Origin of the sequence: Pedobacter agri PB92, from assembly GCF_000258495.1 — a bacterium.
GTDB classification, from domain to species: domain Bacteria; phylum Bacteroidota; class Bacteroidia; order Sphingobacteriales; family Sphingobacteriaceae; genus Pedobacter; species Pedobacter agri.
Window position 1 is genome coordinate 19,698 of record NZ_AJLG01000022.1, and the last position, 19,329, is coordinate 39,026.

A 19,329-nucleotide genomic window follows, 5' to 3' on the forward strand; every position below is an offset into this window, starting at 1 on the left:
ATGATAGCGGTTGTTTACAGTGGATCGAGAACAGCATTTTGGAAATTAACCCAAAATGGACAGGTTGTAGCACATTGCAACACAACAGGGATCAACCCAACTTTTGTTGATCCGAAAACTCTTTTGCAAATACTAAACAAAAAAGTTGTTCTGGTAAATCATGCAGAAAACATCAAGAAGATTTATTTCTTCGCAGCCGGCGCCTCCTCTGCTGATCGTAAAGAGGAATTGGCAAAAACCCTTTCATCATTTTTCAGATACAGCAAGGTTTTTGTAGAAGATGATTTATTCGGGGCAGCGAAAGCAGCTTGTTATGATCAGCCAGGAATAGTTGGAATGTTGGGAAGTGGATCACACTGTGCTTATTTCGACGGCAAAAAACCATTGCGGAATAACTATGGCTTAGGTTATATCCTTGGTGATGAAGGTTCTTCAAATTACTTTGGAAAAATGCTCTTGAAAGATTTTTTAAGTGAAAAACTACCAAAAGATCTGGAAACAAAATTTATCAGAAACTATAATCTAGACCGCCCTCAAATACTGGAAAGGATTTATAACAAGCCACAGGCCAATGTATTTTTAACTTCTTTCTTTGATTTTTTTTACACAAAATATTGAACACGACTATATCATCAAATTAATTGATAATGGATTTGAAAAATACTTCCAGAATTACATCATCCCGACAGTAAATAAATATGGTGATGAGGAAATTCATTTTGTTGGCAAGGTAGCTGCAGAACTGGAAGATCGTTTGCAATTGACTGCAGAGCGACATAAACTTAAAATTAAAACAGTTATTAAAGAACCAATACTTAATTTATTAAAACATTACACTAATTAACAAAACAATGAGCAAAATTGGAATAAACGGCTTTGGCCGTATCGGCAGACTGGTTTTCAGAGCTGCATTAAAAAGAGGATTAGAGATTGTAGCAATTAACGATTTAATTGAGCCAGATTACATGGCTTATATGTTAAAATATGATACTACCCACGGTAAGTTTGATGGTACAATTGAAGTTGTAGATGGAAATTTAGTAGTTAATGGCAAAACAATTCGCGTAACTGCAGAAAGAAATCCTGCTGACTTAAAATGGGATGCTGTAGGTGTGGAAGTGGTAATTGAATCAACAGGTTTATTCTTAACCCGTGCTGACGCAGAAAAACACATTGCTGCAGGTGCTAAAAAAGTAGTATTCTCAGCTCCTGCTAAAGATGCTGATATCCCTACATATGTAATGGGTGTTAACCACGATAAATTAACTGCTGATCAAACGATTGTTTCTAACGCATCTTGTACTACAAACTGTTTAGCGCCAATTGCTAAAGTATTAAATGATAACTTCGGTATCGTTGAAGGTTTAATGAGTACTATTCACGCTGTAACTGCAACGCAAAAAACAGTTGATGGTCCTTCTGCAAAAGACTGGAGAGGTGGCCGCGGTGGTTTCTCAAACATTATCCCTTCATCAACTGGTGCTGCCAAAGCTGTAGGTATGGTTCTTCCTGAATTAAAAGGAAAACTTACCGGTATGTCATTCCGTGTTCCTGTTGCTGACGTTTCAGTTGTTGATTTAACAGCCCGTTTAGAAAAACCAGCTACTTACGAGCAGATTAAAGCTGCAATGAAAGCAGCATCTGAAGGTGAGTTAAAAGGTGTGTTGGCTTATACAGAAGATGAGGTTGTATCATCTGATTTTATCGGAGATGATCATGCTTCAATTTTTGATGCAAAAGCAGGTATTTCTTTGAATGATAACTTCGTAAAAGTTGTTTCATGGTACGATAATGAGTGGGGATATTCATCTGCACTTGCTAAATTCGTAGAATACTACGCAAGTTTAAAATAATTTAAGGTTAAATACCATAAACCGGAAAGCGACTATTGTAAATACATTAGTCGCTTTTTTTTTGTGAAAATGATTTTCACTAATAAAATAATAGATAAAATCTTAACTAATTTATGTCTAATACATCTTTTTCTGACCAATTTATGCTTAAGACTTAAAACAACAGATTAATACACGCTTAAAAATTAAAAAAAAGCGTATAAAATTTATTTTTGAGAATATTTTTTAATGCTATCAGTGTATTTCAACAATATTTAACATTTACTTAACACATTTTCCGCTTATATTTGCAGCTCGATCATTTTAAAACATCAAAATCATGTTAAAAACATTTGTAAATAAAAAATGACAAAAAAAATATTAAAAAAAATCTTAGTGTATTTTTTACACTAACAATTTTTTTACTATATTTGTAGAGTAATAAACGGAACGATATTTGTTTATTCATGACAAGAAAAATCATCCTCGAAAAAACTTTAAGTTTTAAAGAGGATTAAAGACAAAGCCTGGCTCATAACAGGTTTATATTTGGTTAGAAAAAAAGGAGACGCTTGGATGAGGTCTCCTTTTTCTTTATATAAACTTTTTATCAAGAGATTATTAAGTCACAATCATACATCAATACATTGCGGATATCGGTTCGGAGAAATATGAATTGAAATTCAAAGAAATATTGCAGACTGAAAGACCTATTACAAACTACAGCATTTCAACTGATGAATTTGAATCAGCAGGAAAACAACAATGGAAATATTATTGGTATGGTTAGCAATGTCAATCGCATGACACGAGCCATGTTGTAGCCAAAATTGAACAATTTTTAACTACCATTAGCGCTTAAATTCAATTGGAAAGATTAAGACGAAATTAATTTCTGTTTATTGGCAATTTGATTCATCCAGGTAAATAATCTGGTACGTGTTTCATCAAATGATGAGATAGAATTCCAAATTTCGATGAAAGTGCGCTCAAGAATCTGTTTAGACTTTAAGTCATCATGAACTGTTCTTTTGATGTTCCCAAAAATCGCACCTGAATACTGATGATACAATTCCTTAAATGCTGATTCATCATGATTTCTTAACCTATTTAAGAAAAATTCATAATCCGAACTCCAAACTTTAAGGTTTGATTTTACCAGATGATCAGAAAGAGGGATTGACAATTGCATTTTACAGTGTTACAGAAATTACAACACCATATTCTTAGGTTTTGTTCTTGTTGTGCCTTAGTTTCAAACAACTAGCTGGAATACAATCTCTAAGAATATCTCATGCAGTTTCCGGTAAGATGCTGGTTGAGTTGGTGTCATTAAAGTAATATTATTTAGCACAAATAGCAGATGATTTGTACATTTGCCTAACAATGAAGTTTTTGATCTACATATTGAGTTGTGCAATACTCAGCCTGTCCTGCATCACCTGCGAGGATATGGTTGAATTAGCCGCTAATCAATCTGAATTTAATTCTGCAAAGATCGAAAAGCAAGGTAATGTAGCAGATCCTGACACCTGTTCCCCCTTATGTACTTGCAATTGTTGTGGCCAGCCCCTGGTTGTTTACTCGAATACATCGGCAGCTAAGACATTAAAGCGTGTGCTTCCTAAGCATAAATTGACTCGGTACAACAATCAATTTATCTCTGCTTATATTCAGCATATCTGGCAACCGCCAAAATTGAATAACATTTATATCGGTTAACCGATTTATCCAACGGATCAAATGATCCATTTATTCAATTACATATATAACACATGCGAAAAATATTTTTATTGCTGTGCGCCCTGGTGTGCATGGTTAGTGCTTACGCACAAAATTCTCTTAAAGTAAGAGTTAAAGACAAACAGAATAATACGGCCTTAGCAGATGCCACCATATTGGTGAAGGGCACAAATATCATCCTTAAATCTGCTGCAGATGGCACGGCAAACTTAAATAACATTTCAAACGGACTGCAAACGATATTGATTCGGAATGTAGGATTTGAAGAACAAAAGTTAATGCTCACTTTCCCTTTCACTCAAAACGAAGCAATTGAAATTTTGATGGAACCGGCAGAAGATGAGTTAGAAGAGGTTATCGTTTCATCAACAAGAACGAGCCGAAGCATACAAAACACACCTACCCGGGTAGAAACCATCGAATTGGAAGAAATTGATGAGAAGAGCAATATGCGCCCTGCCAATGTTTCTATGATTTTGCATGAAAGTACCGGAATAGCCGTTCAGCAAACGTCTGCCACCAGTGCCAATGCCAGTATTAGGATACAAGGTTTAGATGGGCGATACACACAACTATTGAAGGATGGTTACGCCAGTTTTGGAAATTTCGCCAGCGGTTTAAGTATACTTGAAATCCCTCCTCTCGACCTTGCGCAGGTAGAAATCATAAAAGGACCGTCATCAACATTATTTGGAGCAGGAGCCATTGCTGGCGTAGTGAACTTCATTTCGAGGGTTCCGAGAGAGAAGGCAGATTTAAGTTTTATTTTAAATCAATCAAACGTTGGTCAAACCAATATCGGAGCCTTCAGCATGCAAAGGGGAAAAAAATTTGGATACAGTCTGCTAGCTTTGGCTAACTTTCAAAAAGCTTACGATGTAGATAAAGATGACTTCACCGAACTTCCAAAAACAAATGATTTTACGATCCATCCAAAGGTATTTATTTACCCAAGTGAAAGAACGATGATTACGATAGGAAATGCTTTTACAAAAAGTGATCGAACCGGTGGAGATATTTTCGTTATCAATAAAGGGATAAACGCTGAACACCAGTATTTCGAAACAAATAACAGCACCAGAAATACATCTACACTCGACTTTAGCTATAAAACCGCTGAAAAAGATCTGTTAAAAATTAAAACGAGTTTCAATTATTTTAAGCGAGGGATATCGATTCCAGATTATAAATTTAATGGCGTCAATTACAATTCATATACCGACTTCAGTTACCTCAAAACATTGAAAAATCAGAGTTTGATTTTTGGCGGAAACCTGGTTTACGATAAATTCTCTGAACAAAATCAGGAGCCTGTTTTGAAAAAGGATTTCACGACCAGAACTGCCGGTGCCTATGCGCAACACACCTGGGATCTTTCAGAAAAATTAAAGTTAGAAAGTGGATTGAGAGCTGATTTTGTAAATTATTTTAATGCCAGCTACCGTCAAAACGAGGTTTTTATTTTACCTCGTGTTTCAGCCTTATACAAATTCGATGACCATTGGAGTTCCAGAATTGGCGGAGGCTTGGGCTACAAAACCCCTACCCTTTTCACTGAACAAACCGAAACTTTTCAATACCAAAACCTCTTACCATTAAATCATGTGAAAGCAGAGCGAAGCTTTGGTGGAACTGCCGATGTGAATTACAAAACGGCTATAAGCGATGACTGGATGCTTAGCTTTAATCAAATGTTTTTCTTTACTAGAATTAATAACTCTACCATTCTTTTGCAGGATAACGATGGCAACTTTAGTTTTGGAAACACCCGTGAGCCTGTACGAAGCCTGGGGTTTGAGACCAATGCAAAGCTAATATTTCATGAACACTTTAAGCTTTTTGCGGGTTATACTTTTACTGATGCAAAAGCGAATTACCTTCCGGTGATTCAAACCATCAGACTGTTGCCGAAAAACAAGCTTAACCTAGCCCTTCTTTACGAAAAGGAGAGCAATTTTAAGATGGGATTGGAAGGCTATTTTACTGACAGACAATACCTTTATAACAATCAGCAAACCAACGCTTTTTGGGAATTCGGTTTTATGGCCGAAAAAGTTTTTGGGAAGATATCTATTTTTATAAATGCTGAGAATTTTACGGATACCAGGCAAAGCCGATATAAAAGTGTAGTGAACGGATCAAATCTAACTCCTACTTTTGATGATATCTGGACGCACACAGAAGGTAGAACCTTCAATGGGGGAATTAAATTAAAGTTGTAATAATTAAATAAAACTTGCGAGTATAAAGAGTTATTGTATCTTTGCACCCTCCTTGGAAGCTTCCACTCCAAAGATTAAGAAAGCCTTTCAGCAATGAGAGGCTTTTCTTATTTTATCATTTAGCACTTTTAAACACCACCAAGGCCAGTGGCGGAAGCGTTATCTCAATTGAATACTCCTGCCTGTTAAAGCCCTCCGTTGATGGAACAATATCTCCTCTATTATTGATACCACTGCCATAATAAATGATATCATCTGTATTGAAAATTTCTTTCCATTTACTTTTGAATGGAACACCGATCCTATAATTTTCCCTCACAACCGGAGTGAAGTTCAAGGCAATAATTAATGTATCTTTTGCTTTTGGCCCTTTTCTCATGAATACAAAAATCGACTCGTTTGCGTTATCCGCATCCAGCCATTCAAAACCTTCATAGCTAAAATTGAAATGGTACAAAGCTGGTTCTTTGCGATAAAGAAAATTCAGGGCTTTTACTGTTTCCTGCATCCCTTTATGGGGTGCATATTGTAGCAAATGCCAGTCTAACGATTGTGTGAAATTCCATTCATTGGTATCGCCAAATTCGTTACCCATGAATAGAAGCTTGGCGCCCGGGTGGGTAAACATATAACCATAAAGTGCCCTTAAATTGGCAAACTTCTGCCATTCATCTCCAGGCATTTTATAAAGCATCGGCGATTTTCCATGCACCACCTCATCATGTGAGAAAGGTAGCATGAAGTTCTCGGTAAAGGCATAAGTCATGCTGAAACTTAATTGGTGATGATGATGTTTTCTGCCTAGTGTGTCTACCTTAAAATATTTCAAAGTATCGTTCATCCATCCCATCATCCATTTCATTCCAAAACCTAAACCGCCCGCATGCACCGGATGGGTAACGCCTGGATAGGTACTGCTTTCTTCAGCAATGGTTTGAACGCCACTGAAATTTCCATAAACGGCTACATTCAAATCCTGAAGAAATTGAATTGCGCCGAAATTTTCTGGCCCTCCCTGATCGTTTGTCGCAGCATCACCATCCTCCCTCGAAAAGTTAAAATATAGCATTGAAGCCACGGCATCAACCCGTAATCCGTCGGCATGGTATTGATCAATCCAGAAAATGGCGTTGCTGATTAGAAACGAGCGAACCTCAGGCCTGTCGTAGTTGAAAATATAAGATTTCCAATCTGGATGAAATCCTTTACGCATATCGGCATGTTCATACAGGTGCGTTCCGTCAAATTCATATAATCCGTGTCGATCGCCAGGAAAATGAGAAGGAACCCAATCCAAAATGACAGCGATATTAGCTTTATGCAGTTCATCAATTAAATACATGAGGTCTTGAGGAGTGCCGTAACGAGAACTTGCTCCAAAATAGCCTGTAATTTGATATCCCCAACTTGGAAAAAAAGGAAATTCCATCACCGGCATCAGCTCTACATGTGTAAACCCCATTTCCTTAACGTAAGGAACAAGTCTGCCGGCTACTTCTCTCGCTGTTAGCACCCGTTCCGGATTATCAGGATCGCGTTCCCAGGAGCCTAAATGTATTTCATACACTGAGATCGGTTGATCCAATGCATTCATCTTCGCCCTTTTAGAAAGCCAGGTTTTATCTTTCCACGAATAATCCGTATCCCACACCACTGAAGCAGTTTGTGGAGGATGCTCCCATCTTCTGGCATAAGGATCACCCTTTAAATGTTCTGACTCATCAAAGCCTTTAACGAAATATTTGTAAATCTCTCCTTTTGCTATGCCAGGTAAAAAGCCCTCCCAAATACCCGATTTATCCCAGCGTTTGTGAAGTGGATGAGCATGGTTATCCCACTGGTTGAAATTGCCAACGACACTTACCCTCATTGCATTAGGTGCCCAAACGGCGAAATAAGTTCCATTTGTTTTTTCGACATTGATGAGGTGAGAACCTAATTTTTCGTACAACCTAAAATGCTTTCCAACTAAAAAAAGATCAATGTCGTAATCGGTAAATAAACTGTGTACCCAAACTGATTTACTGGTATCAACCTTGGCTATTGCTGTTTTTTTCTCTGAAACTTTTTTCGTTTTTGGCATGGTGAGTTTGGCTAGATAGATGAAGCCCCAAATGCTAAACAACATTTGGGGCTAAAAGATTTACAGACTTAAAATCTGAATTTCACTAAAGGTTTTTAGACACTTGAAGTGTAAAATATTTTGATCATCAATATGAAAATCACTTACTTCTTTGCTATCAACAATGATCTTTTTAACCTGGAATTTCAAGCCCATCACATTACAAACATAAAATTCATAATTAGGGGTATATAAGCCTTCAATACGCTGATTCACTTTAAACAAATGCTGATCAGCTTTTACTGTGAACTTTTTCTCGAGATAAATATCCTGTTCAAAAGCAAAAGTATCGCCGTGATCCTCATACATGTAAGAATTTACTTCGTAATCGCTTTGATAGATATTTAATACCACCTCTGTAATTGCTTTTTCATCAACATACTGCATTACCGGGTATTCCGGAATAACAGATCCCGCTCTAACGAACATCGGCATGCTGTCAATTTTAGCTTCAACGGTATATTCGTTTCCACCTTCCAAAACTTCATTGGTCCAGAAATTATACCATGTTCCTTTTGGAAGATACACTTTTCTTGAAATTGCACCTTGTTCTAAAACCGGGCATATTAATAGTTTATCACCATAACAAAACTCATCCTGGCGGAAGCTATTACTGATATTTTCTTGCTCCAGCATTACCAATGGGCGTAAAATCGGGAAGCCGTAACGGTGATGTTCCCAGAAAACTGAGTACAGATAAGGCATTAAACGATACCGCAGCTCTATGAATTTGCGGTTGATGTCTTCAAAAAATTCGCCGAAACTCCATGGCTCACGTTCTGCAGTATCACCAGCAGAGTGTGCTCTCATGAACGGCGAAAAAGTACCTAACTGAATCCAGCGAGTAAATAATTCGCCATCTGGCTCTCCACTAAAACCCCCAATATCTGTTCCACAGAAAGGAACGCCAGACACTGATAAACGCTGGCACTGAATATTCCCGATTTTCAAATGCTCCCAGGTAGCAATATTATCTCCGGTCCAAACACTGGCGTAACGTTGCATACCAGAATAACCTGCTCTGGTAATGGTAAACGGACGTTTATTGCGCATCAGTTTTTTCAAGCCTTCATAGGTTGAACGAACCATTTGCATGCCATAAACGTTATGGGCTTTACGGTGAGAGCCGCGGTAGCCATCATAATTGTGGCGCACATCATTCGGAAACGTACCCGAACCAAACACTGCCGGTTCGTTCATATCGTTCCAAAAGCCAGCAACACCCATATCTACCAACTCTTCATACAATTTACCCCACCACTTTCTAACTTTCGGATTGGTAAAATCAGGGAATTGGCAACGGCCTGGCCAAACATGGCCTTCCATAAAATAATCATCACTTCTTCTACAGAAGTATTTATTGTCTTTTCCTTCTTTAAAAACCCAATAATCGTCATCTACCTTAATTCCCGGATCGATCATGACAACGGTTTTAAAACCATCATCAGAAAGCTCTTTGATCATTTTACGTGGATCAGGAAAATATTTTTTGTTCCAGGTAAAGCAGCGATAGCCGTCCATATAATCGATGTCCAGATAAATGGCATCGCAGGGAATTTTTCTATCTCTAAACTGCTTGGCAATTTCTTTTACTTTTGTTTCCGGATAATAGCTCCAGCGACATTGCTGATAACCTAAAGTCCATTTTGGAGGCATTGGATGCGTGCCGGTTAAGCTGGCATAACGTTTCACTACATCCATAATGTGAGGGCCGTGAATATAATAGTATTGCAATTCACCGCCATCTGCCCAGAAACTCGTTTTACTTACATCCTCACCACCGAAATCGAAATAGGATTTAAAAGTATTATCAAAAAAGATTCCGTATGCAGCCTGATTATGAAGGCCAATATAAAATGGAATGGTTCGATACAGTGGATCCTGGTTCCAACCGAAAGAATAGGCGTCGGTATTCCAATTTTCGAAACGTCGACCACGAAGATTGAAATTTCCAGATTTATCACCTAAGCCGAAAAAATTCTCTTCGGGGTGACATTTTTTAGTTGCATAAATATAGTAACCGCCGAAATCGACATTTTCCTCCCAGTGCATGGAATTTGCTTCATCAACCATTACCAAATTGGTAATGTTATCAGAAAATGAAACATGAAAATTAGCTTTTTCTATTTTACAGGTTACCGAATGTGTAGAAACGGTATAATGATCTTCATGCTCCTGCATTTTAAAAACGGAAACTTTTTGATCTACCTCGGGTACAGCGTAAGAAAAATCATCAAGAAAAACACCATGTGGTGCAAGCCTAACGCGAATAATCTCATCACTAACTACTCTTATTTCTACTTTGGCATCGCCATCAGAAAAATAAAAACGATTTCCTTCTTTCTTTACCTTTTTTACCGATCCAAGATATTGTTTAACAATCGGTTTTACCGATATATCAACAGGGTTATTTAAATGCTGTATTTCTTGTTCTTTTTCAATCAGGTCGTTTATCTCACTTGTCTTGTCGTTGGTATCTTCCATCCTTTTTTATTCAAAATTTTAAATTAATTACCCTTAAACTGAGATGTGTTTAAGAAAGTACTATAATACAAATATTTTATAAAAGGGATGTATTAAAAATAAAAAAACCCTCTTCACTTCAAAAGTAAGAGGGTTTCAGAAAGCGCATATCTTTTAACTATGGATTATAAGAAAATGCTAAGTAATAAATTGCTCCCGCTGCCGGATTACCATAAGAAGTAATGTAATATTTGTTCATTACGTTAGATCCACCCAATTTGATTGATGATTTTACCGAAGGTATTTTAAAACTAACCTGAGCATCTAATGAACTGTAGGCCGGAACTTCTCCTGAAGCAAATGACGAATTCCAGTAGAATTTATCTTGCCAGCGATACGAGAGGTTATATCCTACATTTTTGATGATTTCCTTGTTTCCGAATCCTAGGTTAAAACGTACTTTCGGTGTATTGAAATCATTGATGTAATTTGCAGGAAGATCACCAATCTGGTTATACGAAACGTTTCCGCTGATATTATAGTTACCCACCAAATAATCTAAACCTAAGGCCGCACCATATGAACTTACCTCGCCGGCTGCATTTACCGGAACGCCAAATTTAACGAAAGTTGGAGCCGCCAATGTACCTACATTCTGATACACATCAACCGCGGTAATAAAATCTTTATAAATATTGTAATAGCCGTAGGCATCGACTAATAAATTTGGTAAAATTAAACCTTTATAACCCAATTCATAAGACTGAACACTTTCCGGGCGAACACCGCGATCATCAAACGTATATTGTTGTAATAAGGTTGGATTTGGTGTACCCGTAGCAGCTGATGCCAGGAATGCACGGTAACTCACATCTGTAAAAGCCTTATTGCCATTCAAATTGTATTTACCAAAGATGATCTCCGGCAAACCGCCAATCAAACGCTGAGAACCACCGCCCACTGATAGATCGATATACTGATTTTGGGTAGTTGGGTTACGGTAACCGGTTTGATAAGAAGCCCTGATGTTGTTATTTTTAGCTACAGTAAAAACCCCGGTGATACGTGGCGTAAAACGACCTTCGAAGTTCATGCTCTTATCATACCTACCAGCGAAAGTGAATTTAACTTTATCATTGAAAAACTTTTTACCGATTTGTCCGAAAGCACCATATTCATTGATATCGATCGAATTGTTTAAATCATTGAAGATAGTTCCGGCAGAGTTCAAATCATATAATCGGTAAGAAGCACCAACCTGAAATTCTACCACATTGTTGAAGGCATTGGTAAAATTATACATTCCCTCATAGTGATATAAGTTAGTTTTATCATCAAATTTAGCCCCATAAACACTTTGCGAAGGATTTGCAGAATTGATGGCAGTTGCACTGATGGTGGTGTTCATGATGTTGTTCATTGACGTGGCAAACTGCGGACTTCCCGGCTCAAACCGGCCTTGATTAGCCACGCCTCTTGCGGTTACATGCGCTGCTGCATCACTTTGGCCCGCTGCTCTTGCACCAACATAATTACCAATATATTGCGGAAACCAGGTGGTAGAAGGTTTAGAAACCTCATTAATATAACTTCCTAAGATAGATGAGATATAAGAATCGCCTGAGCGTTCCTGGGTAGTATAACCTTTGATGGAGAAATCCTGACCTTTAACCTCTAATTTATATTGCCCGATATTAAAATTTCTGAGCGAATAGCGGTCGGAACCGGTGTAAACAGATGTTCCTGTTCCCCAGTTGGCTTGCGCAACGGCTTGAACGGTGTTGGTGATGTTGTAGTAAACTGCACCTGAAGCTTTTAACGATTTGGTATCATAATCAACCAGATCGCGTTCGTTGTAACCCGTTCTGGAAACATTTTGATCAGGAATTAAATTAGCTTTTAAACCCACATAAAAAGGAAGATAGTTTTGTACTGCCGGACGCAATGCTGCTGGCAACCCCGCTAAAAATCCTGCTTGTTGTGCTGCATTTGGAATGGCAGCACCAAATGCACCATCCATTAAAGCTTTAATATTTGGTATGGCACCACCAGAACCCGCATTAATACCTGAAATTGTTGCGTTTTGAACACTTAAAGCTACGTTACGCATGTTCTGGCTCACCTCATCACCATAAACATTTATCCCATCGTAATTGGTGTCGCTGTTACGATCGCCAGACTTGAACATCCTTGCATTACGGTCAAAGTTTGAATAGTTGGTACCCATCCAGTCTTTAGCCTGCAGAAATGAAAAAGCCGCTTTCACGCCAAATTTATTATTCCACGATTTTGCCACGCGAACATCCAGTTGATTAAAAGGTTGTACACTTGAATTGTCGTCATTTACATGGTTAATTCCTGTTTTATATTGAAAACTAGCGCCCTGATATTTGAAAGGATCTTTTGAAGTCATCAGTAAAGTTCCATTAATACCACCGGCACCGTACAAAGCTGACGAAGCGCCCGGTAAAAGTTCCACATTATCTACATCAAGCTCGGTAATACCTACAATATTTCCGACAGAGAAGTTCAGGCCAGGGGCCTGGTTATCCATGCCATCGATGTATTGGTTAAAACGTGTGTTACCGTTTGAGTTAAAACCACGGGTATTGATAGATTTGAACGTTAAACTTTGCATACTGCTCTCTACCCCTTTCATGTTGTTTAACGCATCATAAAAAGATGGTGCAGCAATTTCTCTGATGGATGCAGCACTCATTCGCTCAATAGAAACCGGCGATTCCAAAATACGTTCAGGCGTTCTTGATGCAGAAACTACCACGTCACCTCCTAAGGTAACAGCGGTTTCTAATTCAATATTTATACCCGCTGTGTTCCCGGTTACCTGGCGCTCAACAGTTCCATAGCCTACATAAGAGGCAACTAAAGTAAACGGAACTTTCGCGTTTGTTGTAAATGAAAAACTACCATCGCCTGATGAAGCCGTACCACCGGTTTGCCCTTTAATGGTTACACTTACACCCGCCAGTCCTTCTTTCGATTGCTTATCTTTAACGGTTCCACTAACCGTGATGTTTTGTGCCTGTGCTGCAATATTTAATGCAAACACTAAAAATAACACATACAAGATCTGTGTAAAGTTTCTTCTCATAAATGATTAAAATTTGGTTAGTTGTATTATTAGTTAGGATAAACTTAAATGCTTTTTTCGAATTAAACAAATTATGTTTGCATAATAATTTCAATTCATTTTATAATTTTGATTGATAGTCAGTTTGTTGTATTTTCATCTCATTAAATCAGCATTTTACCCGTAACTTAGTCAACTGATAGTTTTTAGCTAACCATATTTATGAATAAAATTAAAGCGCTGTTCTGTGTAATTATTCCTATAGCCCTAGCCTTCTTATTTAATACGAAAATCGGTCAAAACCCACCCCTTTTAAAGTTTTTAAATCCTTTTATGGGTTTTTGGCAAAATGCTGAAAACAATCATTTTATTTTTAACCACAAGGTGAAGATAAAAGGGGCTTTTGATAAGATTGAGATTGTTTTCGACGACCGGATGATTCCTCACATCTTTGCTCAAAACGACCATGATCTTTACCTCGCTCAAGGTTACGTTACCGCCATGCATCGCCTCTGGCAAATGGATTTTCAAACCCGTTTTGCGGCCGGAAGAATCAGTGAAGTGGTTGGGGAGAAAGCCATCGAAGTAGATCGATATCAACGCCGAATGGGTATGGTTTATGGTGCTGAAAATTCGTTAAAAGGGATGATGGCCGATTCTAAATCTAAAGAAATGATTCTGGCTTATACCGATGGAATTAATGCCTACATTAAAACACTTTCTAAAGCCAATTACCCGCTTGAATATAAATTACTTGATTTCAAACCAGAAAACTGGACCCCCATAAAATGTGCGCTTTTATTGAAGCAAATGTCGGCAGTATTAGCCATGGGTTCCGATGAGTTTTACATGACCAATATTCTTAAAAAATTCGGTCCTGAGGTTACGAAAGATCTTTTTCCAGATTATCCTTTTCGGGAAGACCCCATTATCCCGGTAGGAACAAAATGGGATTTTACGCCACTGCCAACACCTAAAACGCCTGAAAGTTTTACCGCAGCTTTAACCGGTGATGTTAAGACAAAGCAAAAAATTGAGGGTATTGGCAGTAACAATTGGGCATTATCAGGTTCGAAAACAGCTTCAGGTTTCCCAATATTGGCGAATGATCCGCATCTGGACTTGACCTTGCCATCCATTTGGTACCAGATTCAATTACATGCACCGGGCATTAATACGTATGGAGTTTCATTACCGGGTGCACCAGGTATAATTATCGGTTTTAATCAAAAAATTGCCTGGGGGGTAACCAATGTAGCGGCTGATGTATTGGACTTTTATCAGATTAAATTTAAAGATTCATCGCACAATGAGTACTGGTACAACAACAAATGGAATAAAACTACCAGGCGTTTAGAAACCATCAGAATCCGAGGCAGTAAAACAGAAATTGATACCGTGTATTATACCCACCACGGCCCGGTTGTTTATTTCCAGAAACCAAAATACGGAAGAGCAGATAATGTGCCGGTTGGCGATGCCCTGAGATGGATTGCGCATGAAAAATCAAATGAGTTGATGACCTTTTATCAGCTAAATCGCGGCAGTAATTATAACGATTACCGCAAAGCTTTAACCTATTACACTGCACCGGCTCAAAATTTCGTTTTCGCCAGCGTGGATAATGATATTTCCATTACGCCTAATGGAAAATTCCCGCTTAAATGGAAAGATCAGGGAAAGTTTATTCTGGATGGCACCGATCCGGCTTACGACTGGCAGGGATGGATTCCGGCTGCTCAGAATCCAACGGTTAAGAATCCACCACGTGGTTTTGTCAGCTCTGCCAATCAATCTTCTACCGATAAAACTTATCCATATTACATCAATTGGGAATTCTCTCCATATGAAAGAGGAAAACGGATTAATGATAGATTGGCAGCGATGAATAAAGCAACGATGGATAGCATCAGGCTCATGCAAACTGATAATTATAGCATTATGGCGCAGAATCTGATTCCGGCGATAGTTCCATTATTGAACAACGAAAGCTTAAACGCCACCCAAAAAGAAGCTTTAGGCTACGTATCAAAATGGAACAAACGTTATGATGCGGAGGAAATTGCTGCCAGCGTTTTTGAAATCTGGACCAAGCGCTTGTCCTTCAACATCTGGAATGATGAATTTGTGGTTAAAGGCATTCCAATGCGTTATCCATCCAGAGACCGCACCGTAGAAATGATTTTAAAGGAACCAAATTCTAAATGGTACGACAATGTGAATACCAATCAAAAAGAATCATTGGCAGATTTGGTAAATGAGGCATTCAAATATAGTTGCGACAGTTTAGAGCGTAGGTTTGGGCCTATCAATAAAGATTGGAGATGGAGTAATGTGAAACAAACCAATGTACCTCATTTGGCAAAAATACCTGGATTGGGCTCGAAGGTGTTGCAAATCGGAGGAGCAAAAAGCACCATCAATGCCATCAGCGAAACCAATGGACCTTCCTGGCGCATGGTGATTGAATTAGGTAAAACTCCAAAAGGTCATGGCGTTTACCCTGGTGGCCAGTCAGGAAATCCGGGAAGTAAATTCTACGATAATATGGTAGATACCTGGGCAAATGGTCAATTATACGACTTGTTTTACATGAAAAGTGCCGATGATCGATCGGGCAAAATAATTTCTCGTTTAAAAATTTCCAAATAGCTAAACATGGTTTTCATCGTTATATTAATAATTTGTTTCTTTCTTCAAATGATTGCGCCTTGGTGGGTGATCATCGTAATTTCCTTTGCTACTTGTGGCATTATTGGCAAAACCGGGAAAATAGCTTTCTGGCAATCTTTTTTTGCTATATTTTTACTATGGATCGGTTATGCTTTATTTAAAAGTTTACCCAACGATAATGTATTGGCAGGCCGGGTTGCAGTGATGACAGGCATTAAATTGTGGTGGGCTTTGCTTTTAGTCACCGGAATTTTAAGTGGACTGGTTGCAGGCATTAGCGGGTTTTGTGGTTACCATTTCAGAATGGCCATGCTTGCAAAAAAAACTGACGAGAAAATAGCATAAGGCTTCGTACTTTTGCAATACAATGCTTAATCAGGAAGATCTATTCGCTATAAAAACTGCAGAAGAGTTTAATGCTCATGCCCTTTCCATTTTTGAACACCAAGCAAAAAACTGCCAGGTTTATAAAGAATACATTCATCACTTAAAAATTGATGTTGATCAGGTAAAAAATATTGAGCAGATTCCGTTTCTGCCTATCAGTTTTTTTAAAACGCATCACATTTTAAGTAGCCGCAATCCGGTTGAAATTACCTTCAGCAGTTCGGGCACCACAGGCATGGTTCAAAGCAGTCACCACGTTAAAAATGTTAGCCTCTATGAGCAAAGCTATTTAAAGGCATTTAAACATTTCTATGCTGAAGTAAGTGATTATTGTTTTCTGGCTTTACTCCCATCCTACCAACAGCGCTCGGGATCGTCATTAATTTACATGGTGAATGATCTGATTGAAAAAAGTGGCCATCCGCAAAGTGGCTATTTTCTGTATAACCACGATGAACTATTACAAACTTTGCTGGCTTTGAAAGCAAAAAGTCAGCCCACGGTATTAATTGGTGTAACCTATGCCCTGCTTGATTTTATTGAACAGTTCAAGATTAATTTTCCTGAATTAATCGTGATGGAAACCGGCGGCATGAAAGGAAAAAGGAAGGAAATGGTTCGTGAAGAATTACATGAACAATTAACAAAAGGCTTTGGTGTGCCATCCATTCACAGCGAATACGGCATGACCGAATTACTTTCCCAGGCCTATTCTTTAGGTGATGGTGTTTTCAATTGTCCAAGTTGGATGAGGGTTCTAATTAGAGATACCAACGATCCGTTAAGCTTAATTCATCACGGCAAAACCGGAGGAATCAATGTTGTTGATTTAGCGAATATCAACTCCTGTTCATTTATTGCAACACAAGATTTAGGCAAAATTAACCCCGATGGAAGTTTCGAGGTTTTAGGCAGGTTTGATAATGCTGACATTAGAGGTTGTAATTTGCTGGTGCAATAACTTACAACAATCGGTTATCAAAACTAAAAGGTTTGATTTCTAAAATTTTAATATTTTCTGCCAGCGGATGATTGACGTTCATCAAAAAATTGAATTCATCTTCTATAATTGCAGAAGGCACTCTTAATAATAAATATTTGTTTGTTTTTACAAATTCATCGCCGATCTTTTGCAATTCAAAAGATGATGAATATGCTCTCCAATTTTTAGGAAGTTGATTGAGGTTACAAAGCTCAATACTTTCATCACTAAGTTCAAAGATTGATAAGCACAGCTGGCTTGTATCACTAACATTGTCTATATTAACCAATACCTCCAGTGCAGCTAGGGCCCTGTTTTCTGCCATATAATGCATGGGCGTACCTGCAGAATTCCAGCGGCCACCAAACATTTTAGCACCAGTTCCACTGATATCTCTAGCATATTTGCAGTTACTAATACGATATAAAATCATTTAACTAAAAACACCATACTCTATCCTACCTAAAACCTGCAAAACCATTTCGAAACCTATACCCGTATCAAGTAAATTCAACGGCGTTTCATTATTCAATGCTTTATTGGGATGCCTGATCCAGGAGTTGAACGCTTTGGTTGTACCTAAAACTTCAATGCCACGTTCATATAGCTTAGCAAGAGCAATCGCTCTATCTGCATATTCGGTTTTAACAAGGGTATCTTGTGTGTAACGCTGTAATGTCCTATCCGAAATATGTAAAATGCTGGCAATTTCCTCCATGGTTAAAGAAATTTGTTTCCCCAAAGCTGTTAAAGATTTTTTTGGTATTCCTTTACGGGCAAGCGCTACTAAGTCAAAATCAGAGGGATTTGAACGCTGATTCCCCATCATAGCAGCTATAAGTGTGTCGTTAACAACTCCATACGTTACCATTGGTTCCTCTGCATTTTTTAAATCATCAACTTTCTTTTTCATAACAGACAAATATACTCAAATATATACATTTTGTCCGATTTAGAACACTTCATAAAAAATCCCAATCAATTGATCGGGATTTGTGAGATATAGATTTTATGATTATTCAGCAATCAGCAAGAAATAATTTTTCTTACCTTTTTGAACCACAATGAATTGATCATTAATCAAATGGTCAGCATTGAATATCTGAGTGGCTTCAGCCACTTTTTCTTTGTTCACTGAAACTCCACCACCCTGAATTAATTTTTTAGTTTCTCCTTTTGATGGAAACACCGATGCCTTTTCAGCAAGCAATGTTGCGGCATCAATTCCGGCAGCTAATCCTGCTTTAGAGATTTTGAATTGTGGAATACCTTCGAACATTTCTAAAACCTGCTTCTCAGATAGACTTTTCAAAAACTCAAGTGATCCGTTTCCAAAAAGAAATTCAGAGGTTTTGATAGCCGTTTCAAGCGCTTCAACCGAATGCGTTTTGATGGTGATGTCTTCCGCCAGCGCTTTCTGTAAAATACGTAAATGAGGGGCAGCATTATGCTCAGTTTCCAAAGCTTCAATTTCTTCTTTAGTTTTTAAAGTGAAAATCCTGATCCACTTTTTCACATCATCATCAGAAGCGTTTAACCAAAACTGGTAATATTTGTACGGGGAAGTTTTTTCAGGATCCAGCCAAACTGCACCACTTTCGGTTTTCCCAAATTTGGTTCCGTCTGCCTTTTTTATCAATTGGGTAGTTATGGCATAGGCTGTTCCTGCATCTTTTCTTCTGATGAGCTCCGTTCCGGTGACAATATTACCCCACTGGTCTGAGCCACCCATCTGAACCAGGCAGTTTTCGTTTTTCCACAAATGATAAAAATCGTAACCTTGAATCAACTGGTAGCAAAACTAGTGTGTACGT

General features: G+C 38.2%; 14 protein-coding genes and 1 pseudogene. 8 read left to right on the plus strand and 7 right to left on the minus strand.

Going from position 1 to position 19,329, the window contains the following annotated elements; translation table 11 throughout:
• From ON09_RS05125 to gap, 3 genes are read left to right on the plus strand one after another with little or no spacing between them, the layout of a single operon-like run.
• On the plus strand, window positions 1–618 hold the full coding sequence (locus ON09_RS05125; protein ID WP_238533610.1) for a hypothetical protein: 618 nt from the start codon (window positions 1–3) through the stop codon (window positions 616–618).
• Window positions 593–844 carry a hypothetical protein gene (locus ON09_RS25895; protein WP_238533611.1) on the plus strand — a complete coding sequence of 84 codons (252 nt, stop codon included), beginning with the start codon at window positions 593–595 and terminating at the stop codon, window positions 842–844. The genes ON09_RS05125 and ON09_RS25895 overlap by 26 nt, the downstream gene beginning before the upstream one ends.
• 7 nt (window positions 845–851) lie before the next feature.
• Complete coding sequence (gene gap, locus ON09_RS05130; protein ID WP_010599989.1) at window positions 852–1,853, plus strand: type I glyceraldehyde-3-phosphate dehydrogenase; 1,002 nt, start codon at window positions 852–854, stop codon at window positions 1,851–1,853.
• Window positions 1,854–2,709: 856 nt separating this feature from the next.
• Here gap and ON09_RS05135 read toward each other — a convergent pair.
• On the minus strand, window positions 2,710–3,024 hold the full coding sequence (locus ON09_RS05135) for a sigma-70 family RNA polymerase sigma factor (RefSeq protein ID WP_010599990.1): 315 nt from the start codon (window positions 3,022–3,024) through the stop codon (window positions 2,710–2,712).
• A 194-nt stretch (window positions 3,025–3,218) separates the two neighbouring features.
• Here ON09_RS05135 and ON09_RS26785 point away from each other — a divergent pair, with 194 nt between their 5' ends.
• Both ON09_RS26785 and ON09_RS05145 read left to right on the plus strand, forming a co-directional pair.
• Entirely contained in the window at window positions 3,219–3,554 is a 336-nt protein-coding gene (locus ON09_RS26785) for a DUF6660 family protein (RefSeq protein WP_029204125.1), read from the plus strand.
• Window positions 3,555–3,607: 53 nt separating this feature from the next.
• Entirely contained in the window at window positions 3,608–5,797 is a 2,190-nt protein-coding gene (locus ON09_RS05145; RefSeq protein ID WP_010599991.1) for a TonB-dependent receptor, read from the plus strand.
• A 115-nt stretch (window positions 5,798–5,912) separates the two neighbouring features.
• On the opposite strand, the gene glgB is transcribed toward ON09_RS05145, so the two are convergent.
• The 3 genes from glgB to ON09_RS05160 all read right to left on the minus strand — a co-directional run bounded on the left by glgB (window position 5,913) and on the right by ON09_RS05160 (window position 13,494).
• Window positions 5,913–7,880: a 1,4-alpha-glucan branching protein GlgB gene (gene glgB, locus ON09_RS05150; protein ID WP_039841903.1), complete on the minus strand. Its 1,968-nt coding sequence runs from the start codon at window positions 7,878–7,880 to the stop codon at window positions 5,913–5,915.
• Window positions 7,881–7,940: 60 nt separating this feature from the next.
• Window positions 7,941–10,403 (minus strand): glycoside hydrolase family 31 protein, encoded by a 2,463-nt coding sequence (locus tag ON09_RS05155; protein ID WP_010599993.1) that lies wholly within the window; start codon window positions 10,401–10,403, stop codon window positions 7,941–7,943.
• A gap of 157 nt (window positions 10,404–10,560) precedes the next feature.
• A complete protein-coding gene (locus tag ON09_RS05160; RefSeq protein WP_010599994.1) occupies window positions 10,561–13,494 on the minus strand; it encodes a TonB-dependent receptor in 2,934 nt (977 codons plus the stop codon).
• Between the two features lie 201 nt (window positions 13,495–13,695).
• Here ON09_RS05160 and ON09_RS05165 point away from each other — a divergent pair, with 201 nt between their 5' ends.
• Genes ON09_RS05165 through ON09_RS05175 form a run of 3 tightly spaced genes read left to right on the plus strand, consistent with a single transcriptional unit; the run spans window position 13,696 to window position 17,494 of the window.
• Complete coding sequence (locus ON09_RS05165; protein ID WP_010599995.1) at window positions 13,696–16,125, plus strand: penicillin acylase family protein; 2,430 nt, start codon at window positions 13,696–13,698, stop codon at window positions 16,123–16,125.
• A gap of 6 nt (window positions 16,126–16,131) precedes the next feature.
• Window positions 16,132–16,491, plus strand: coding sequence for a hypothetical protein (locus ON09_RS05170; protein ID WP_010599996.1), 360 nt, complete (start codon window positions 16,132–16,134; stop codon window positions 16,489–16,491).
• A 22-nt stretch (window positions 16,492–16,513) separates the two neighbouring features.
• Window positions 16,514–17,494, plus strand: a complete 981-nt coding sequence (locus ON09_RS05175; protein WP_010599997.1) for a LuxE/PaaK family acyltransferase — start codon at window positions 16,514–16,516, stop codon at window positions 17,492–17,494.
• Window position 17,495: 1 nt separating this feature from the next.
• On the opposite strand, the gene ON09_RS05180 is transcribed toward ON09_RS05175, so the two are convergent.
• The 3 genes and pseudogenes from ON09_RS05180 to tyrS form a co-directional block, all read right to left on the minus strand.
• Entirely contained in the window at window positions 17,496–17,948 is a 453-nt protein-coding gene (locus tag ON09_RS05180) for an RES family NAD+ phosphorylase (protein WP_010599998.1), read from the minus strand.
• Window positions 17,949–18,428 carry a type II RES/Xre toxin-antitoxin system antitoxin gene (gene parS / locus ON09_RS05185; protein WP_010599999.1) on the minus strand — a complete coding sequence of 160 codons (480 nt, stop codon included), beginning with the start codon at window positions 18,426–18,428 and terminating at the stop codon, window positions 17,949–17,951.
• Between the two features lie 102 nt (window positions 18,429–18,530).
• Window positions 18,531–19,316: pseudogene (tyrS, locus tag ON09_RS05190) on the minus strand (tyrosine--tRNA ligase); the annotation flags it as partial.
• Window positions 19,317–19,329: the final 13 nt, after the last annotated feature.

Bases quoted from the DNA above. Each gene is read 5' to 3' on its own strand.
- ON09_RS05125 (WP_238533610.1), top strand. From the start codon at position 1: ATGATAGCGGTTGTTTACAGTGGATCGAGAACAGCATTTTGGAAATTA.
- gap (WP_010599989.1), top strand. From the start codon at position 852: ATGAGCAAAATTGGAATAAACGGCTTTGGCCGTATCGGCAGACTGGTT.
- ON09_RS05135 (WP_010599990.1), bottom strand. From the start codon at position 3,024: ATGCAATTGTCAATCCCTCTTTCTGATCATCTGGTAAAATCAAACCTT.
- ON09_RS26785 (WP_029204125.1), top strand. From the start codon at position 3,219: ATGAAGTTTTTGATCTACATATTGAGTTGTGCAATACTCAGCCTGTCC.
- ON09_RS05145 (WP_010599991.1), top strand. From the start codon at position 3,608: ATGCGAAAAATATTTTTATTGCTGTGCGCCCTGGTGTGCATGGTTAGT.
- glgB (WP_039841903.1), bottom strand. From the start codon at position 7,880: ATGCCAAAAACGAAAAAAGTTTCAGAGAAAAAAACAGCAATAGCCAAG.
- ON09_RS05155 (WP_010599993.1), bottom strand. From the start codon at position 10,403: ATGGAAGATACCAACGACAAGACAAGTGAGATAAACGACCTGATTGAA.
- ON09_RS05160 (WP_010599994.1), bottom strand. From the start codon at position 13,494: ATGAGAAGAAACTTTACACAGATCTTGTATGTGTTATTTTTAGTGTTT.
- ON09_RS05165 (WP_010599995.1), top strand. From the start codon at position 13,696: ATGAATAAAATTAAAGCGCTGTTCTGTGTAATTATTCCTATAGCCCTA.
- ON09_RS05170 (WP_010599996.1), top strand. From the start codon at position 16,132: ATGGTTTTCATCGTTATATTAATAATTTGTTTCTTTCTTCAAATGATT.
- ON09_RS05175 (WP_010599997.1), top strand. From the start codon at position 16,514: ATGCTTAATCAGGAAGATCTATTCGCTATAAAAACTGCAGAAGAGTTT.
- ON09_RS05180 (WP_010599998.1), bottom strand. From the start codon at position 17,948: ATGATTTTATATCGTATTAGTAACTGCAAATATGCTAGAGATATCAGT.
- parS (WP_010599999.1), bottom strand. From the start codon at position 18,428: ATGAAAAAGAAAGTTGATGATTTAAAAAATGCAGAGGAACCAATGGTA.